Origin of the sequence: Pseudomonas kilonensis (genome assembly GCF_001269885.1) — a bacterium.
In the GTDB taxonomy this organism is placed as follows: domain Bacteria; phylum Pseudomonadota; class Gammaproteobacteria; order Pseudomonadales; family Pseudomonadaceae; genus Aquipseudomonas; species Aquipseudomonas kilonensis.
Window position 1 is genome coordinate 239,260 of sequence record NZ_LHVH01000017.1, and the last position, 14,656, is coordinate 253,915.

17 protein-coding genes are annotated in these 14,656 nt (G+C 61.1%); 7 read left to right on the plus strand and 10 right to left on the minus strand.

Going from position 1 to position 14,656, the window contains the following annotated elements:
* Positions 1–14: 14 nt before the first annotated feature.
* Entirely contained in the window at positions 15–485 is a 471-nt protein-coding gene (locus AD662_RS07700; protein ID WP_003198862.1) for an RNA methyltransferase, read from the minus strand.
* A 241-nt stretch (positions 486–726) separates the two neighbouring features.
* On the opposite strand from AD662_RS07700, the gene AD662_RS07705 reads away from it, so the two are divergent.
* Positions 727–1,059: a DUF2790 domain-containing protein gene (locus AD662_RS07705; protein WP_053186427.1), complete on the plus strand. Its 333-nt coding sequence runs from the start codon at positions 727–729 to the stop codon at positions 1,057–1,059.
* A 72-nt stretch (positions 1,060–1,131) separates the two neighbouring features.
* Here AD662_RS07705 and AD662_RS07710 read toward each other — a convergent pair whose 3' ends face one another.
* The 4 genes from AD662_RS07710 to AD662_RS07730 form a co-directional block, all read right to left on the minus strand.
* Positions 1,132–3,291, minus strand: coding sequence for a copper-transporting P-type ATPase (locus tag AD662_RS07710; RefSeq protein WP_139213076.1), 2,160 nt, complete (start codon positions 3,289–3,291; stop codon positions 1,132–1,134).
* 2 nt (positions 3,292–3,293) lie between these two features.
* Complete coding sequence (locus AD662_RS07715) at positions 3,294–3,548, minus strand: DUF2933 domain-containing protein (RefSeq protein WP_053186432.1); 255 nt, start codon at positions 3,546–3,548, stop codon at positions 3,294–3,296.
* 291 nt (positions 3,549–3,839) lie between these two features.
* Complete coding sequence (locus AD662_RS07725) at positions 3,840–4,214, minus strand: YajD family HNH nuclease (protein ID WP_003184246.1); 375 nt, start codon at positions 4,212–4,214, stop codon at positions 3,840–3,842.
* Positions 4,215–4,262: 48 nt separating this feature from the next.
* Complete coding sequence (locus tag AD662_RS07730) at positions 4,263–4,949, minus strand: spermidine synthase (protein ID WP_018607541.1); 687 nt, start codon at positions 4,947–4,949, stop codon at positions 4,263–4,265.
* 73 nt (positions 4,950–5,022) lie between these two features.
* Here AD662_RS07730 and AD662_RS07735 point away from each other — a divergent pair, with 73 nt between their 5' ends.
* Entirely contained in the window at positions 5,023–5,310 is a 288-nt protein-coding gene (locus AD662_RS07735) for a hypothetical protein (RefSeq protein WP_053186435.1), read from the plus strand.
* Between the two features lie 239 nt (positions 5,311–5,549).
* Here the strand turns inward: AD662_RS07735 and AD662_RS07740 are convergent, their stop codons facing one another.
* Positions 5,550–6,023, minus strand: a complete 474-nt coding sequence (locus AD662_RS07740) for a cyclic nucleotide-binding domain-containing protein (RefSeq protein ID WP_014337065.1) — start codon at positions 6,021–6,023, stop codon at positions 5,550–5,552.
* A gap of 251 nt (positions 6,024–6,274) precedes the next feature.
* Positions 6,275–8,329, minus strand: coding sequence for a S9 family peptidase (locus AD662_RS07745; RefSeq protein WP_053178446.1), 2,055 nt, complete (start codon positions 8,327–8,329; stop codon positions 6,275–6,277).
* Positions 8,330–8,464: 135 nt separating this feature from the next.
* On the opposite strand from AD662_RS07745, the gene AD662_RS07750 reads away from it, so the two are divergent.
* From AD662_RS07750 to AD662_RS07760, 3 genes are read left to right on the plus strand one after another with little or no spacing between them, the layout of a single operon-like run.
* Positions 8,465–8,962 (plus strand): hypothetical protein, encoded by a 498-nt coding sequence (locus tag AD662_RS07750; RefSeq protein ID WP_033062662.1) that lies wholly within the window; start codon positions 8,465–8,467, stop codon positions 8,960–8,962.
* Positions 8,963–8,994: 32 nt separating this feature from the next.
* Positions 8,995–9,771, plus strand: coding sequence for a class II glutamine amidotransferase (locus AD662_RS07755; RefSeq protein ID WP_053186437.1), 777 nt, complete (start codon positions 8,995–8,997; stop codon positions 9,769–9,771).
* 12 nt (positions 9,772–9,783) lie between these two features.
* Complete coding sequence (locus tag AD662_RS07760; protein WP_018607553.1) at positions 9,784–10,326, plus strand: DUF2937 family protein; 543 nt, start codon at positions 9,784–9,786, stop codon at positions 10,324–10,326.
* Between the two features lie 214 nt (positions 10,327–10,540).
* Here AD662_RS07760 and AD662_RS07765 read toward each other — a convergent pair whose 3' ends face one another.
* Positions 10,541–11,719 carry a vWA domain-containing protein gene (locus tag AD662_RS07765; RefSeq protein WP_003198888.1) on the minus strand — a complete coding sequence of 393 codons (1,179 nt, stop codon included), beginning with the start codon at positions 11,717–11,719 and terminating at the stop codon, positions 10,541–10,543.
* Between the two features lie 34 nt (positions 11,720–11,753).
* Positions 11,754–12,599 (minus strand): AAA family ATPase, encoded by an 846-nt coding sequence (locus AD662_RS07770; RefSeq protein WP_018607555.1) that lies wholly within the window; start codon positions 12,597–12,599, stop codon positions 11,754–11,756.
* Between the two features lie 200 nt (positions 12,600–12,799).
* Here AD662_RS07770 and AD662_RS07775 point away from each other — a divergent pair, with 200 nt between their 5' ends.
* Complete coding sequence (locus AD662_RS07775) at positions 12,800–13,030, plus strand: DUF4160 domain-containing protein (RefSeq protein ID WP_024618563.1); 231 nt, start codon at positions 12,800–12,802, stop codon at positions 13,028–13,030.
* Complete coding sequence (locus tag AD662_RS07780; RefSeq protein WP_053186440.1) at positions 13,018–13,518, plus strand: DUF2442 domain-containing protein; 501 nt, start codon at positions 13,018–13,020, stop codon at positions 13,516–13,518. Before AD662_RS07775 ends, AD662_RS07780 begins: the two co-directional genes overlap by 13 nt.
* Here the strand turns inward: AD662_RS07780 and AD662_RS07785 are convergent.
* Positions 13,515–14,591: a DUF748 domain-containing protein gene (locus AD662_RS07785; protein ID WP_053178448.1), complete on the minus strand. Its 1,077-nt coding sequence runs from the start codon at positions 14,589–14,591 to the stop codon at positions 13,515–13,517. The genes AD662_RS07780 and AD662_RS07785 overlap by 4 nt on opposite strands.
* Between the last annotated feature and the right edge of the window lie 65 nt (positions 14,592–14,656).

Below are 14,656 nucleotides of genomic sequence, written 5' to 3' on the forward strand. Positions count from 1 at the left end.
CAATTGCGCACCGATCAGCGGAATTGCGGCCCTGAGCGGGTGTTGTTGCCTTTGGCCATGCGGTCATACAGCACGACGTTGACGGTGGCGGCCAGGTTCATGCAACCGGTGGTGGGGATGTACACCACGTCCTCACACCAGTCGCGAATGTCCTTGTCGAGCGAGCCGTCTTCCGGGCCGAAGATATACAGCGCCCGGTCCGGGTGGGTGTATTCGGGCAGCGGGCGAGCACCTTCCACCAGTTCCACGGCCACCGGCACACAGCCCAGGGGCAGGATTTTCTTCAGGTCGTCGATACCGATCAGCGGGATGTCGTAGTGGACTTTCTTGGTGTCGGTGACGAAGTCGGCGGCACGCTCATAGCGCTTGCCGGTGTAGAACACCGACGCCACGCCGTAGCAGCCGGCGGCACGCATGACCGAACCGACGTTTTCCGGTGACTTGGGGTTGAACAGACCGATGCAGCTATAGCGTTTGTTGGCCACGGGCGGGGTGCCTTTGGGGAAAAGGCGCGATTATACGGGGAATGGGGGAGGGTGGTCAGGTTCGAGATGTGTGGTGTTTGTTTGATCGCCATCGCGAGCAAGCTCGCTCCCACATTGGACTTGTGGGGGCTGATGGTCGGTTACCTGTTCACGAACCTGACCAATCGGTAACGTCCCCGCCAGCGTCGTGAAAGGCACCAGTCGTTATGGTTTGCCTGACAAATGACTGCCGGAGTTCCTCATGAAGACCCTTGATGCCTTGCTCGCCGTTTCGATCCTGTCCCTTTCTTCCCTTGCCTTGGCGGAAGGCGGAGGTGACCGGGTTTATGGCCAGATGATCCAGAACAATCAACAAGCCATGGCGCGATACGCCGCCGAAAACGGCAAAGCTGTCGCCGAAATCGTTCATTACGAATACGGCATGAAACTCGATGTAAAAAAAGTGGTGGGCATTACACCGGCCAATAAAAGCTGTGGTGTCGGGCCGTCGCGCATGACTTACGAAGACTCGAACGGCAAGCTCAAAACCGTGGAATATAGACTCCTGGGTGATAACTGTCCGAATGGCGGCTGATTACCGTCTCGTTTGTTCTCCTTTGGTTTTGAGACGGTCAGGCGCCCTGGTGGCGCCTGTTTTTTGCGCGGATTATTGTGCTGGCGTGTTACGCAACCGCAAGGCATTGAACACCACCGACGCCGAACTCACGCTCATGGCGATGGCGGCAATCATGGGCGAGAGCAGGTGACCGGTCAGGGGATACAGCAGGCCGGCAGCCAACGGAATACCCATCGAGTTATAGAGGAAGGCAAAGCCGAGGTTCTGGCGCATGTTTCTAACGGTTGCCACCGAAAGGGTGCGGGCCCGCAAGATCCCCATCAAATCGCCTTTTACCAAGGTCAGTTGGGCGCTGTTCATCGCCACGTCCGTGCCTGTACCCATGGCAATGCCTACGTTCGCCCGAGCCAGGGCGGGAGCATCGTTTATTCCGTCACCCGCCATCGCGACCTGGCGGCCATCGCGCTGCAGGTCCGCCACCAGACGTTCCTTGTCCTCGGGTTTGACTTCCCCATGGACCTCTTCAATGCCCATCTCCCTGGCCACGGCGCGTGCAGTGGTGAGGCCGTCGCCGGTGGCCATGATGATTTTTATGTTGTGAGCCTTGAGCTGGCTGACCGCTTCCCTGGAGGTTGGCTTGATCGGGTCCGAGACGGCCAGCAGCCCGGCCAGCACACCGTCGACTGCCATGTAGATAATGCTGATGCCTTGCGCGCGTAGCTGCTCGGCCTGTTGTTGCAGTGGGCTGACGCTGATGCTGGCGGCGTTCATCAGGGCGGTATTGCCCAAGTGGACCTGTTTGCCGTCCACCTGGCCACTGACACCGATGCCGCTGCCGGATTCAAATGAAGCCGGCTTGATCAGTTCAAGATGCTCGGCTCGTGCGTGATCGACGATGGCGTGGGCCAGGGGATGTTCGCTGCCCTGGTCGAGGCTGGCGGCCAACAGCAGCACCTGGCGGTCGTCGAAGCCCTGGGTGGCTTTCACGCTGTGAAAGGCCGGGCGCCCTTCGGTCAGGGTGCCGGTCTTATCGACGATTAGCGTGTCGATCCTGCACAAATTCTCGATGGCGCTGGCGTCCCGGAAAAGCACGCCCAGGCTGGCAGCCTTGCCGGTGGACACCATGATCGACATGGGGGTGGCGAGCCCCAGCGCACAGGGGCAGGCAATGATCAGCACGGCGACGGCATTGATCAGCCCGAAGACCCAGCCAGGTTCGGGACCTAACAGCCCCCAGCCGAAAAAGGTCAGTACGGCGATGGCAATCACGCCCATGACGAAATAGCCAGCGATCACGTCGGCCATGCGCTGCATAGGCGCTTTCGAGCGCTGGGCCCGGGCGACCATCTGAACAATTTGCGCCAGGACGGTCTCGGCGCCGACCTTCTGCGCCGTCATCACCAAGCTACCGTGGGTGTTGATCGTGGCGCCGATCAGGTTGTCTCCGGCGCGTTTGATCACCGGAACCGGCTCGCCGGTGAGCATCGACTCGTCAACAGCGCTTTCACCTTCTAGCACCGTACCATCGACCGGGACCTTTTCACCGGGCCTGATCCGCAGGTGGTCACCCTGATGGACGTGGGTCAGAGGGATGTCTTGTTCCTGGCCATCGGCATTGATCCTGCGCGCGGTTTTGGGGGACAGCCCCAGCAGCGACTTGATGGCGGCCGACGTCTGCGAGCGAGCCTTGAGCTCCAGCATCTGCCCCAGCAAAGTCAGGGAGATGATCACCGCGGCGGCTTCAAAGTAGACGCCGATCCGCCCCTCTTGCATGAACGTGGCGGGAAATCCTCCCGGCCAAAACGTGGCGGCGACACTGTAGAGATAGGCCGCCGCGGTACCCAGGCCAATCAGGGTCCACATGTTCGGGCTACGCTGGCGAACAGAGGCCACTGCCCGCACAAAAAACGGCCAGCCTGCCCACAGGACCACTGGCGTGGCCAGGAAAAACTCGACGAGATTTTGCGTTTCACCGTGAAACAGCGACAAGGCGTGCCCCGCCATGGCGAGCACCGTGACGATGACCGTCAACGGCAGTGACCACCAGAAGCGGCGGGTGAAGTCCTTGAGTTCTGGATTGTCCTCTTCTTCCAGCGCGGGCATCACCGGCTCCAGCGTCATGCCACACTTGGGGCAGGTGCCGGGGCCGGATTGGCGTATTTCCGGGTGCATGGGGCAAGTGTATTCAGTCGCCATGTCGCCGTTGGGTGCTGAAGCACTGTGGTGAAGGTGCGCTGGAGTGTCGGGCATGGCTAGGGGCCTTCCTGATCCCTGCGGTTGACGGGTGGTTGGCCATGTCGTCCATGACCGCCATGGCCGTGTCCGTGTCCGAAGATATGCATCAAGGGACATATCAGGAGAATCAGGTACGGCCAATTCGCCGCGATGTGGCTGAAGTGTTCTCGCGCCAGATAGAAGAGGCCGATGGCCAACAACATGATCAAGACAATGCCGGTCTTGCTCCGCCAGAATGGCGTTGCGCCCGCTGGGGGTTGATGAGTGTTCATGCTGTCGCTCCTTCAGGCCAGGCGAGCCACCGCCACCGATAACCACAGAATAGGCAGGGAGGGCTTTGGCAGATTGATATTCATCAACCTTGGCTTACTTCACCTGCAAATGAGGGAAGTAGCGGGCATGCTAAAGGTGCGAAGCTGTCAGCGACCTGACGGGGGCATTGCAGATTTGTCAGCGGGGCCATGAAAGCGGCCCAGGCAGCCGCTCCACAGTCGAGTGAGGGGATTTTATCTGTGGAGCAACACTTTGCGGCGCAAGGTAAACCCGCTCGTCACAACGGCTAATTACTCGTCTTTCTTCATCAACCCGGCCAGTGCGGCGAAGGGGTTGTGGGTCGCCTTGGCGATTTTCGGGGTGCTCAGGGAGCCGTCGCCGAAATATTGCTGGTCGGTGTAACGCGAGTGTTCGTTGTCGTGGCAGTACAGGCACAGCAGTTCCCAGTTGGAACCGTCCTGCGGGTTGTTGTCGTGGTTGTGGTCGCGGTGGTGAACGGTCAGTTCGCTCAGGCGCTTGCCGGAAAACTCACGGGCGCAGCGGCCACAGACATGGGGGTACATTTTCAGGGCTTTGTCGCGGTAGCCCATCTCCCGGTCGCGCTGGGCATCGGCGAGGATGCGGTCCAGCTTGGCGGTGTTGGACGGTGGCGTTGACGAACTCATGGGTTCACCTTTGTAAAAAAGACTGATGACGGTTGGGCACAGTTTAGCTCAGCCCTTGAGCTTCTCGGCAATCCAGATGGTGTGGCGGGTGCCTTTGTTGCCATGGGCGAACACTTGCACCTCTTCGGCCTTGAAGCCGGCCTTCTTCAGTTTGTCGGAAAACTGCCGGTCAGCGCTGGCCGACCACACCGCCAGCACACCCTTGGGCCGCAGGGCCTTGGCGCAGGCGGCCAGGCCTCCAGCCGAATACAGCCAACTGTTGGCTTTCTGGGTCAGGCCTTCCGGGCCGTTGTCGACATCGAGCATGATCGCGTCGAAACCCTGGGGTTCGGCTTGCAGCACCTTGGCCACGTCTTCCATGCGGATCACCGTGCGTGGGTCCGCCAGCGGTCGCCCGGCCTTTTCACCCAATGGGCCACGGTTCCACTCCACCACGCCGGGCACCAGTTCAGCCACCACCACTTCGGCGGTCTTGCCCAGGTGCTTGAGGGCCGAGGCGAGGGTGAACCCCATGCCAAGGCCGCCGATCAGCACACGCGAGCCAGGACGACCGGCCACCTTGCGGCAGGGAATCTCTGCCAGGGCATCTTCGGAACCGTGCATGCGGGTGTTCATCAACTGCCCGCCGTCACCGCCCTGGATCTTGATGACGAAGTCTTCGCCGTACTCGAACAGGCACAGGGCACCGCCGTTATCAGGGATGGGCGTGGTGTCGAGCAGAACGAAACGTTTCATGGAAATCTCGTAGGAGGGCAGACCGGCGCGGTAACGACTAGCCTTAAAGCAGACAATAGCCACGGAGCCATTGATGAAGTGCATCATTCTAACGGCCATTGCCCTGACGGCGCTCTCAATAAGTTGCGCCCAGGCTCAACAACCGACGATTCCGGTCAACCCGCCGAGCATCCCCGGGTCGCCTGGCACCGCCACTCCCATGCCCTACCCGCCGGTCACGCCCAACGGTGTGCCCAAGGCTGGCACCGCAAGCGGTGGGCCGCCCTTGCTGCCACCGATCGAAATGCCCAAGCCGCCCAAGGACCAGCCGATACCGGGCATGGAACCGAAGCCTGTGAAGGCCAAGTCGCCGGGGGGGTAGATCTGAAGCCATTCGATGAAACAACTGAATGGTAAAAACCTGTGGGTTCGGGCATTGCGGTGGACTCTGTGGGAGCAAAGCTTGCTCGCGATGACGTCGGCATATGCAACACCGCTATCGCGAGCAAGCTTTGCTCCCACAGGCTCGCTCCCACAGGCTCGCTCCCACAGGCTCGCTCCCACAGGCTCGCTCCCACAGGCTCGCTCCCACAGGTTCTGTGTTTCAACTGACAGAGGGGGTCAGACCTGCTGCGACAACAACTGCCCATCGGCCATGCGCAAGCGCTTGGACAGGGAGACGGCGAGGGCGCGGATGATCTTGGCGGCGATCTTCGGGGCGTCGTTGAGCATTTTCTCCAGGGAGTCTTTGCCCAGGTTCAGCAACTGGCAATCGCTGGCGGCGATGCAACTGGCCGAGCGCCGTTCGCCGTCGAGCACAGCCATTTCGCCGAATGCCCGGCCGCTGCGCAGCGTGGCGATGGTCACGGGTTGGCCGTCGGGGCCGGTTTTCTGCACGGCCACCTGGCCGGTGTGGATGATGCACATGAAGCTGCCGGCATCGCCCTCGCGGAAAATCGCTTCGCCCTCGGCGATGGCGCTGATGCTGAAATAGCCCGATGCCGCGGCGAAGTCGACGGGTAGCAACTGGTCGAACAGGCCGCAGTCCATCAGCCAGTCGCGGATTTCTTTGTTCAGTAAGGTCGGTTCTGACATGTTGGCACGGTCTTTTTCTTGTGTTTGTTGCAGGTTCAGTTTGGCCCGGGTGTAAGCAGATCTCTGGGACAGGCTTTTATCTTTTGTGGGAGCAAGGCTTGCCCGCGATACAGGCGACTCAGTTCTGTCTGTCAGATCAAGCCGATGCCATCGCGGGTAAGCCTTGCTCCCACAAAGCCTTCCCCACATTGGGCTGGGTTACAGCAAGGCCTTGCGCATGGAGCTAAGACCCGGCCATCCCACAGAGTTCCTCAGACCCTCCCCAAAACCTTCAAGACAAATGCATATTCGAGCGCTACGTCACGCAATCCCTGGTAGCGCCCGCTCATTCCACCGTGGCCGGCGCCCAGTTCGGTCTTGAGCAGCAGAGGGTTGTCGTCGGTCTTGGTGGCTCGCAATTTCGCCACCCACTTGGCCGCTTCCCAGTACTGCACACGGCTGTCGTTGTAACCGGCGATCACCAGCAGCGCCGGGTACGCTTGGGCGCTGACGTTTTCGTATGGGGCGTAGGCCCGGATCCGATCATAAACGTCCGGCTCCTCTGGATTGCCCCATTCGTCGTATTCGGTGACGGTCAGCGGCAGGTCGGGGTCGAGCATGGTGTTGAGCACATCGACAAACGGCACTTCGGCAATCGCGACCTTGAACAGCTCCGGGCGTTGATTGAGCACTGCGCCGATCAGCAGGCCACCGGCGCTGCCGCCGCTGATCGCCAGTTGCTCGGCGGTGGTCAAGCCGTTGGCGATCAAATGCTCGGCGCAGGCGATGAAGTCGCCGAACGTGTTGTGCTTGTGTTCCTGCTTGCCGGCGCGATACCAGGCTTCCCCCAGCTCACCGCCGCCCCGCACATGGGCGATGGCAAACGCCACGCCGCGGTCGAGCAGGCTCAGCCGCGCATGGGAAAACCACGGGTCGAGGCTCTCGCCATAGGCACCGTAGCCGTACAGGTACAGCGGTACCGGCTGGCCGAGGGCTTCGCGCTTGACCACCAGGCTGATGGGCACCTGGGTGCCATCCGCTGCCGTCGCCCAAAGCCGCTGGCTGACGTAGGCATCGGCATCGAACGGGCCCAGTACCGGGGTTTGCTTGAGCACGACCTGTACGCCGCTGGCCAGGTCCAACTGACGGATCTGCGCCGGACGGTTCAGGGCCTCGTAGCGCAAGCGGATGCGATCGCTGACGAATTCCAGGCTGTTCTGCACATGCAGGCTGTAGGCCGCGTCCGGCAGTTGCACCCGATAGGCCGGCAAGCCTTGTGGGTGTACCTCGATGATGGGCAGGCCGCCTTCGCGCAGGCTCAAGGTCATGGCCCCGGCGTTCAGGCTCAGACCGTCGATCATCACCGTGTCGCTGTGGGGGATCAGGTTCTGCCAGTCAGCTTCGGTCGGCGCCACGCCCGTGTCGGCGGCCTGGTACAGGGCGAAGTTGATCCCGTCGCGGTTGCTGCGGATCAACCAGGTCCATTGGCCATCGAGCAGGCCGTGGTCGACGTCGTATTCGTGGTTTTCCAGGCGTGGCGCCAGGCAGGTGAAGGGGTGTTGCGGCTGCGCAGCGTCCAGCGCCCAGACTTCGCTGGTGGTCTTGCTACCGAGGGACAGGATCAACTGCTTTTCTGAGCTGGAACGGTAGCAATGCAGGAAAAAACGCCCGTCTGGCTCATGGAATACTTCTTCGGCGGCCGTGCCATCCAGGCGATAGCGCCAGAGCTTGTGGGGGCGATGGGTGTCGTCCAATTCGCCAAAAAACAGCGTGAGGCTGTCGTTGGCCCAGGTCATGCTGCCGTCGCAATCGGTGAAGGACAGTTCGCTGACCTTGTCGTTGGACAATTCCTTCACGAACAGGGTGTATATCTCGTCGCCCGTGGTGTCCAGGCTGTAGGCCAGGCGCTGGTGGTCGGGGCTGATGCTGAAAGCGCCCAGGGAAAAGAAGCCGCCGCCGGCCAGCACGTTCGGGTCCAGCAGCAGTTGTTCACGGCTTTCATCCACGCTCAGGCTGTCATCGGCCGGACGCGGGCAGCGGTAGTGGCGCGGGTATTCGTCACCGGCCGTGGTGCGGGTGTAATACAGGTACGGGCCCCAAGGCGAGGGTAGTGACAGGTCGGTCTCGAGAATCCGCCCCTTGATCTCCTGGAACAGGCTTTCGCGCAGTTCGGCCTGGTCGGCAAGTTGCGCCTCCTGGTAGCCGTTTTCCGCCTTGAGGTAGTCGAGCACGGCGTCGGTGTCGCGTTCCTGCAGCCAGGCGTATGGGTCAACACCGGCGTCCCTGCGGGCAATCGGGGCGTTGGAAACGTGGGCAGATAGGGACATGAAAGGCTCTCGAACGTTATACGAAAAGGGACACATGGCCTGGACAAAACCCACCACACAGGCCATTCGCCAGACGCCGGGGCAGCCTGACGCGCGAAAAGCCGTTACTATAAGCGTCTCTTTGCCTGCCTTGCCATGGACACCATGACCGAGAACGACTATCTGATCGCCTGGGGCCTCTACGCCTTCGCCGCCCTGGGCTGCCTGCTGGTGTGGATGCGCATGACCCGCTGGATGTGGCGCTGGTTGCGCGAACCGCTGCGCTTGTTGATGGCGGTGTTGCTGTTCAGCCCCACTGTCGTTGATCCGGTGAAGGACAAGGTTGCCCCGGCCTTGGCCATTGTCGCCCTGGACGTCATGTTCAAGGTCGGTAATAACGTCTGGCGGGCGGCTTCCGATCTGCTCATGTACGGCATGATCGTCTTCGGCCTCTACTTGATTTTAGTGCTTATCCGCTTCCCTATCGAGCGTGCCGCCAACGCTCGCAAGGAACGGGCTGCCGCCGCCAAAGCCGCCGCCGCGGCCGATGAGCCGGAGGATGAGCCACCGTTCGGCGTAGCCGGTGATGACCGTTACGGGCGCCCGCCCGTGCCGAGCAACCCCCAGCGTTCGCGTATCGAACCGCGCCTGTAACCGGGCCTGCCCCTTGAAGCGAGAGTTCGTGCATGTGTGAGTTATTGGGCATGAGCGCCAATGTGCCGACCGACATCGTGTTCAGCTTTACCGGGCTGATGCAGCGCGGCGGCAAGACCGGGCCGCACCGGGACGGGTGGGGCATCGCCTTCTATGAAGGCCGTGGCCTGCGCCTGTTCCAGGACCCGGCCGCCAGCAGCGAATCGGAAGTGGCGAACCTGGTGCAGCGCTATCCGATCAAGAGCGAAGTGGTGATCGGGCATATTCGCCAGGCCAACGTCGGCAAAGTCTGCCTGTCCAACACCCACCCGTTTGTGCGTGAGTTGTGGGGCCGCAACTGGTGTTTTGCCCACAACGGCCAGCTCGCCGATTTCCAGCCGGGCGTGAGCTTCTACCGTCCGGTGGGCGATACCGACAGCGAAGCGGCCTTCTGCGATCTGCTCAACCGCGTGCGCCAGGCCTTCCCCGAACCGGTGGCGGTGGAACAATTGCTACCGGCGTTGATCGAGGCCTGCGCTGAATACCGCAGCAAAGGCGTGTTCAACTGCTTGCTCAGCGATGGCGATTGGCTGTTCTGCTATTGCTCGACCAAACTGGCCCAGATCACCCGCCGCGCCCCGTTTGGCCCGGCTCGCCTCAAGGATGTGGATGTGATTGTCGATTTCCAGGCTGAAACCACGCCCAACGACGTGGTCACGGTGATCGCCACCGAACCCTTGACCGAAAACGAAACCTGGACCCGCTACGAACCGGGCCAATGGAGCCTGTGGCGACGCGGCGAATGCGTCAGCCACGGCCGGACCGAATAAGGACGTCACGCTATGTTGCTCAGTTATCTACGGCTGGTGTTGTTCGCGGTGGGCCTGTTGGTTGGGGTCCAGGTGCCGGGCTTCATCAATGATTACGCCAAGCGGGTCGAGGCTCACCTGATCGAGGCGCAGACCGGCCTGCAAGGGTTCCAGGGCACTGCCAACCAGTTCTTCAAGGGCGACATGCAGGCCCTGGTGGCCCATTACCGCGCCAGCGAAGACCCGATCTTTCGCAGCGATGCCGACAGCCTGAACACCTTGCTTGTGCGCCAGCAGGCCCTGGACAAGCAATTCCAGGCGATGCAAGGCCCGTGGTACATCCGCTTGCTGCAAGTGGCGCTGGCCGCCGATCCGGACATTCGCAAGGAAACCTGGAACGGCTACAGCTACCAGATCCTGCTGACCCCCGAGGCCATGGTCTGGGGCATCAGCGGTGCGATGTTGCTGTCGTTCGGCCTGGAATGCCTGTTCCGCCTGATCGACTGGGTGGTGCTGGGCGGCAAGCGCCTGCGCCAGGGCCGGCCGATTGAAGAGCGCGACCTGCGCGGGCTGTAGCCTGTTGTGGCGAGGGGATTTTGCGAAGTCCCGCTGGGCACTGTAGGAGCTGCCGAGTGCAACGAGGCTGCGATCTTTCCATTGGCAATTGAGTCTTGAGCGAAAGATCAAGATCAAAAGATCGCAGGCTTCGCCAGCTCCTACAGGGATCTCTTGTGTGACGAAGATCCAGTGTGGGGACGAGCCTGCTCTGCCCTGAAGGGCAGCAAGCATCTTACTTGGAAAGAAACCGCATCCCTTCCTCCAACCCCCGCAAGGTCAGTGGATACATCCGATCTTCCACCAACTCGCGCACGATGTTGGTCGAGGCGGTATAGCCCCAGGTGTCCTTGGGGTACGGATTGATCCAGATGAGCTTCTTGTATTTCTCCATGAAGCGTTGCATCCACACATAACCGGCTTCTTCGTTCCAGTGCTCGACGCTGCCGCCGGCCTGGGTGATTTCATAGGGTGCCATGGCGGCGTCACCGATGAAGATCACTTTGTAGTCGGCGCCGTATTTGTGCAGCAAATCCTGGGTCGAGGTGCGTTCCGAGGTGCGGCGCAGGTTGTTCTTCCACACCGATTCGTAGACGAAGTTGTGGAAGTAGAAATACTCCAGGTGCTTGAACTCGGTCTTGCAGGCCGAGAACAGTTCTTCGCAGATCTTCACGTGGGCATCCATCGAGCCACCGATGTCGAACAGCAGCAACAACTTGACGGTGTTGCGTCGCTCCGGGCGCATCTGGATGTTCAAAAGGCCGGCGTCGCGGGCGGTGTGGTCGATGGTGCCGTCGATGTCCAGCTCTTCGGCCGCACCCTGGCGGGCGAACTTGCGCAGGCGGCGCAGGGCGATCTTGATGTTGCGGGTGCCCAGTTCCACCTGGTCGTCGAGGTTCTTGTATTCGCGTTGGTCCCAGACCTTCACAGCCTTGCCCTGGCGCTTGCCGGCGTCGCCGACCCGGATGCCTTCGGGGTTGAAGCCGCCGGAGCCGAACGGGCTGGTCCCGCCGGTGCCGATCCACTTGTTGCCGCCGGCATGGCGTTCCTTCTGTTCTTCCAGGCGTTTCTTGAATTCTTCGATCAGCTTGTCCAGGCCTCCCAGGGACTGGATCTGCGCCCGCTCTTCGTCGGTCAGCGAACGCTCGAACTCCTTGCGCAACCAGTCTTCGGGAATCAGCGCCTGGAGGTGATCGTCGAGTTTCTCCAGGCCGTTGAAGTAGGCGGCGAACGCCCGGTCGAACTTGTCGAAATGCCGTTCGTCCTTCACCAGGATCGCCCGGGACAGGTAATAGAACTCGTCCATGTCGGCGAAGATCACCCGCTGTTTCAGCGCGTTGATCAGGTCCAGCAGTTCACGCACCGACACGGGCACCTTGGCGGCGCGCATCTCATTGAACAGGTTAAGCAGCATGGCAATCGCCCTCGCTCTTGTTAGACGAAGAGGATCAGCGAGTGCCGCGACGGCTCATGAACGCCAGGCGCTCGAGCAATTGCACGTCCTGTTCGTTCTTGACCAGGGCGCCGGCCAGCGGCGGGATGGCCTTGGTCGGATCACGTTCGCGCAGCACCGCTTCGCCGATGTTGTCGGCCATCAACAGCTTGAGCCAGTCCACCAGTTCGGAAGTGGAAGGTTTTTTCTTCAGGCCCGGCACCTTGCGCACGTCGAAGAACACGTCCAGCGCTTCACTGACCAGGTCCTTCTTGATGTCCGGGTAATGCACATCGACGATTTTCTGCAGGGTGACGCGGTCGGGGAAAGCGATGTAGTGGAAGAAGCAGCGGCGCAGGAACGCGTCCGGCAGTTCCTTTTCGTTGTTGGAGGTAATGATGATGATCGGCCGTTGCTTGGCCTTGATGGTTTCGTCGGTCTCGTAGACGTAGAACTCCATCTTGTCGAGTTCCTGCAGCAGGTCGTTGGGGAACTCGATGTCGGCCTTGTCGATTTCGTCGATCAGCAGAATGACTCGCTCCTCGGAGTCGAACGCTTCCCAGAGCTTGCCCTTCTTCAGGTAATTGCGCACGTCGTGGACCTTGTCCACGCCCAACTGCGAGTCCCGCAGGCGGCTGACCGCGTCGTACTCGTAGAGGCCCTGGTGGGCCTTGGTGGTGGACTTGATGTGCCAGGTGATCAGGCGCGCGCCGAAGGATTCAGCCAGTTGTTCGGCCAGCATGGTCTTGCCGGTGCCCGGTTCGCCCTTGACCAGCAATGGTCGCTCCAGGGTGATGGCGGCGTTCACGGCCAGTTTCAGGTCATCGGTGGCCACGTAGGCGCTGGTGCCTTCGAACTTCATCTGCAATTTCCTCGAACGTGTCGCCGGCCTGGCGAGGCGGGGCGCGCGAAAATAAATATCGTGCCCGACTATAACGCGGCGCCCCGCCGACTGTGAACGCAGACGCTGTATTCAGTCTCTGAATGGGGCGTCACATGTTGACTCAGTCTTGGCGCCTTGCCAGTATTGCGTATCGCCAAATTGGCGATACGCTCGGTGGTATGTCTACTAAATATCGATTCAAAAATACGTACCGCATTCAATTGCGCGAAAGGGATCATCCACCGCCCCATGTCCACCTCACCGGTGGCGGGGTGGATGTGGTCCTGAGGCTGGACCCCGTCGAAGTGATGATGGGCCGGGCGCCGCCATTGATCATCAAGGAAGCGCTGGACTGGGTCAGCGCCCATCAAGCGCAACTGCTGGAGGATTGGCAACGATGCTACCCATGAAACGGCCACGGCTATTGGCCGTGCAGCCTTTATTGCCGTTCAGTCTGGACCTGACGTTCATTGACGGTCAGCAACTGAGGCTGGACTTGAACGCCGATGTACAACGTTATCCAGGCTTGCAGCCTTTGCTTGAAGATGGAGCGTTTGAGGGCGCAGTCCTGGGCGACGATGGCTGGAGCGTGGAATGGCCTGCGCTGGATATCCAGATCGGTTCCGATACCTTGTATCTGGACGCACTGGCGCAGAACGCCGTGGACGAAAATACCCGCATCTTCATCGGTTGGCGCGCCCGCACGGGCCTGCCGCTGAACCAGGCGGCTGAAGCACTGGGGGTCAGCGCTCGCAGCATCAGCCGCTACAGCAGCGGTCGCGAGGCTGTGCCGCGTTCGCTGGCCTTGGCATGCCTGGGCTGGGACTCGTTGCAACGTAGCGGGGCAAGCGTGGCGGCGGAGCCGACCGGCCGTTACACCGTCACGCACAAACCTTAGTCGGCCGACGGCGGCGGTTGTTCGTAACGGGCATTGAAGGCCTGGACGAAACCGTTGCGCAGGATCTGCAGGAAGGCTTCGAAGGCACTGATGTCCTGCTGATGAACATTGCCGCTGAGTTCCACCCGGGTGGCGAACTGGTTCTTGCGCTGGTTCTTGAGGGCCGTTTCACCCGTGCCCACCAAGGCTTCCCAGACCGAGCGGAAGATGTTCTTGTTCTGGTTCTCCACGTCCTGCTGCCAGTCGAACACATCGACATCGCGCAGCAATGGCTTGATGTAGCCGCTGAGCCTGGCGTTGTTGGCTTCGGCCTCGATCACCAGGTCGCCGTGGCCGGCATTGAAATCGAATTTGCCATAGGCCGCGGCGAAATCGTTCAGGCGCTTGAGTTCGATGTTCCTGGCCCGCAGACGGAAATCGAAATCTTCGAAATTGCTCAAGGGGTCGAAGGTGGCCTGCATCTCAAGGGGCGCGTGTTCGGCCACCAGGGCCTTGCCTTCGAAACGGGCGTCGCGCTTGCCTTTGGTGTCGACCACGTTGGTCAGGTTGTAGAAGCTGGCGTTGACGTCGGTGGCCCGCAGGTTGACCGGTGGCTTGGAGTTGAAATTGCGAAAGGTGACCTTGCCGTCCCTGATTCGCACTTCGTTGAAGGTGATGGGCAGCAGTTTGCTCAACTGCTCGCGCCAGTTGGTGCCCTGGCCAGTTTGGGAGTTCTGGCGGTTGGCGCCGCCGTCGACGAAGTTTACTTCCGGGCGGGCGAATTCCACCTCGGCCACCACCGCTTGGTCGTACCACAGCGAGTGCCAGCTCACAGACAGGTCCACCAGCGGTGCCTTGACGAACGGCACCGGGACCTTACCGTCGACCTTGACGATTTCCAGGCCGTTGATCCGGTAGGCCCCGCGCCACAGGGCCAGGTCCACGTCGGTGATCTGGCCGCGATAGTCGCCCATGTCGGCCAGTTTCTCGTTCAGGTAGTCGCGTACCAGGTAAGGCAAGGTGAAATGCAGGGTCACCAGCACCGCGACGATGGCGGCGAAAACCCACAGTGGCCAGCGGTATCGACGCTTCATGTCAGTCAGTCTCCAGCGTTTGTTGGGGAGCGCCTCCTAATGCCATTGACTGTTGCAACAACGGG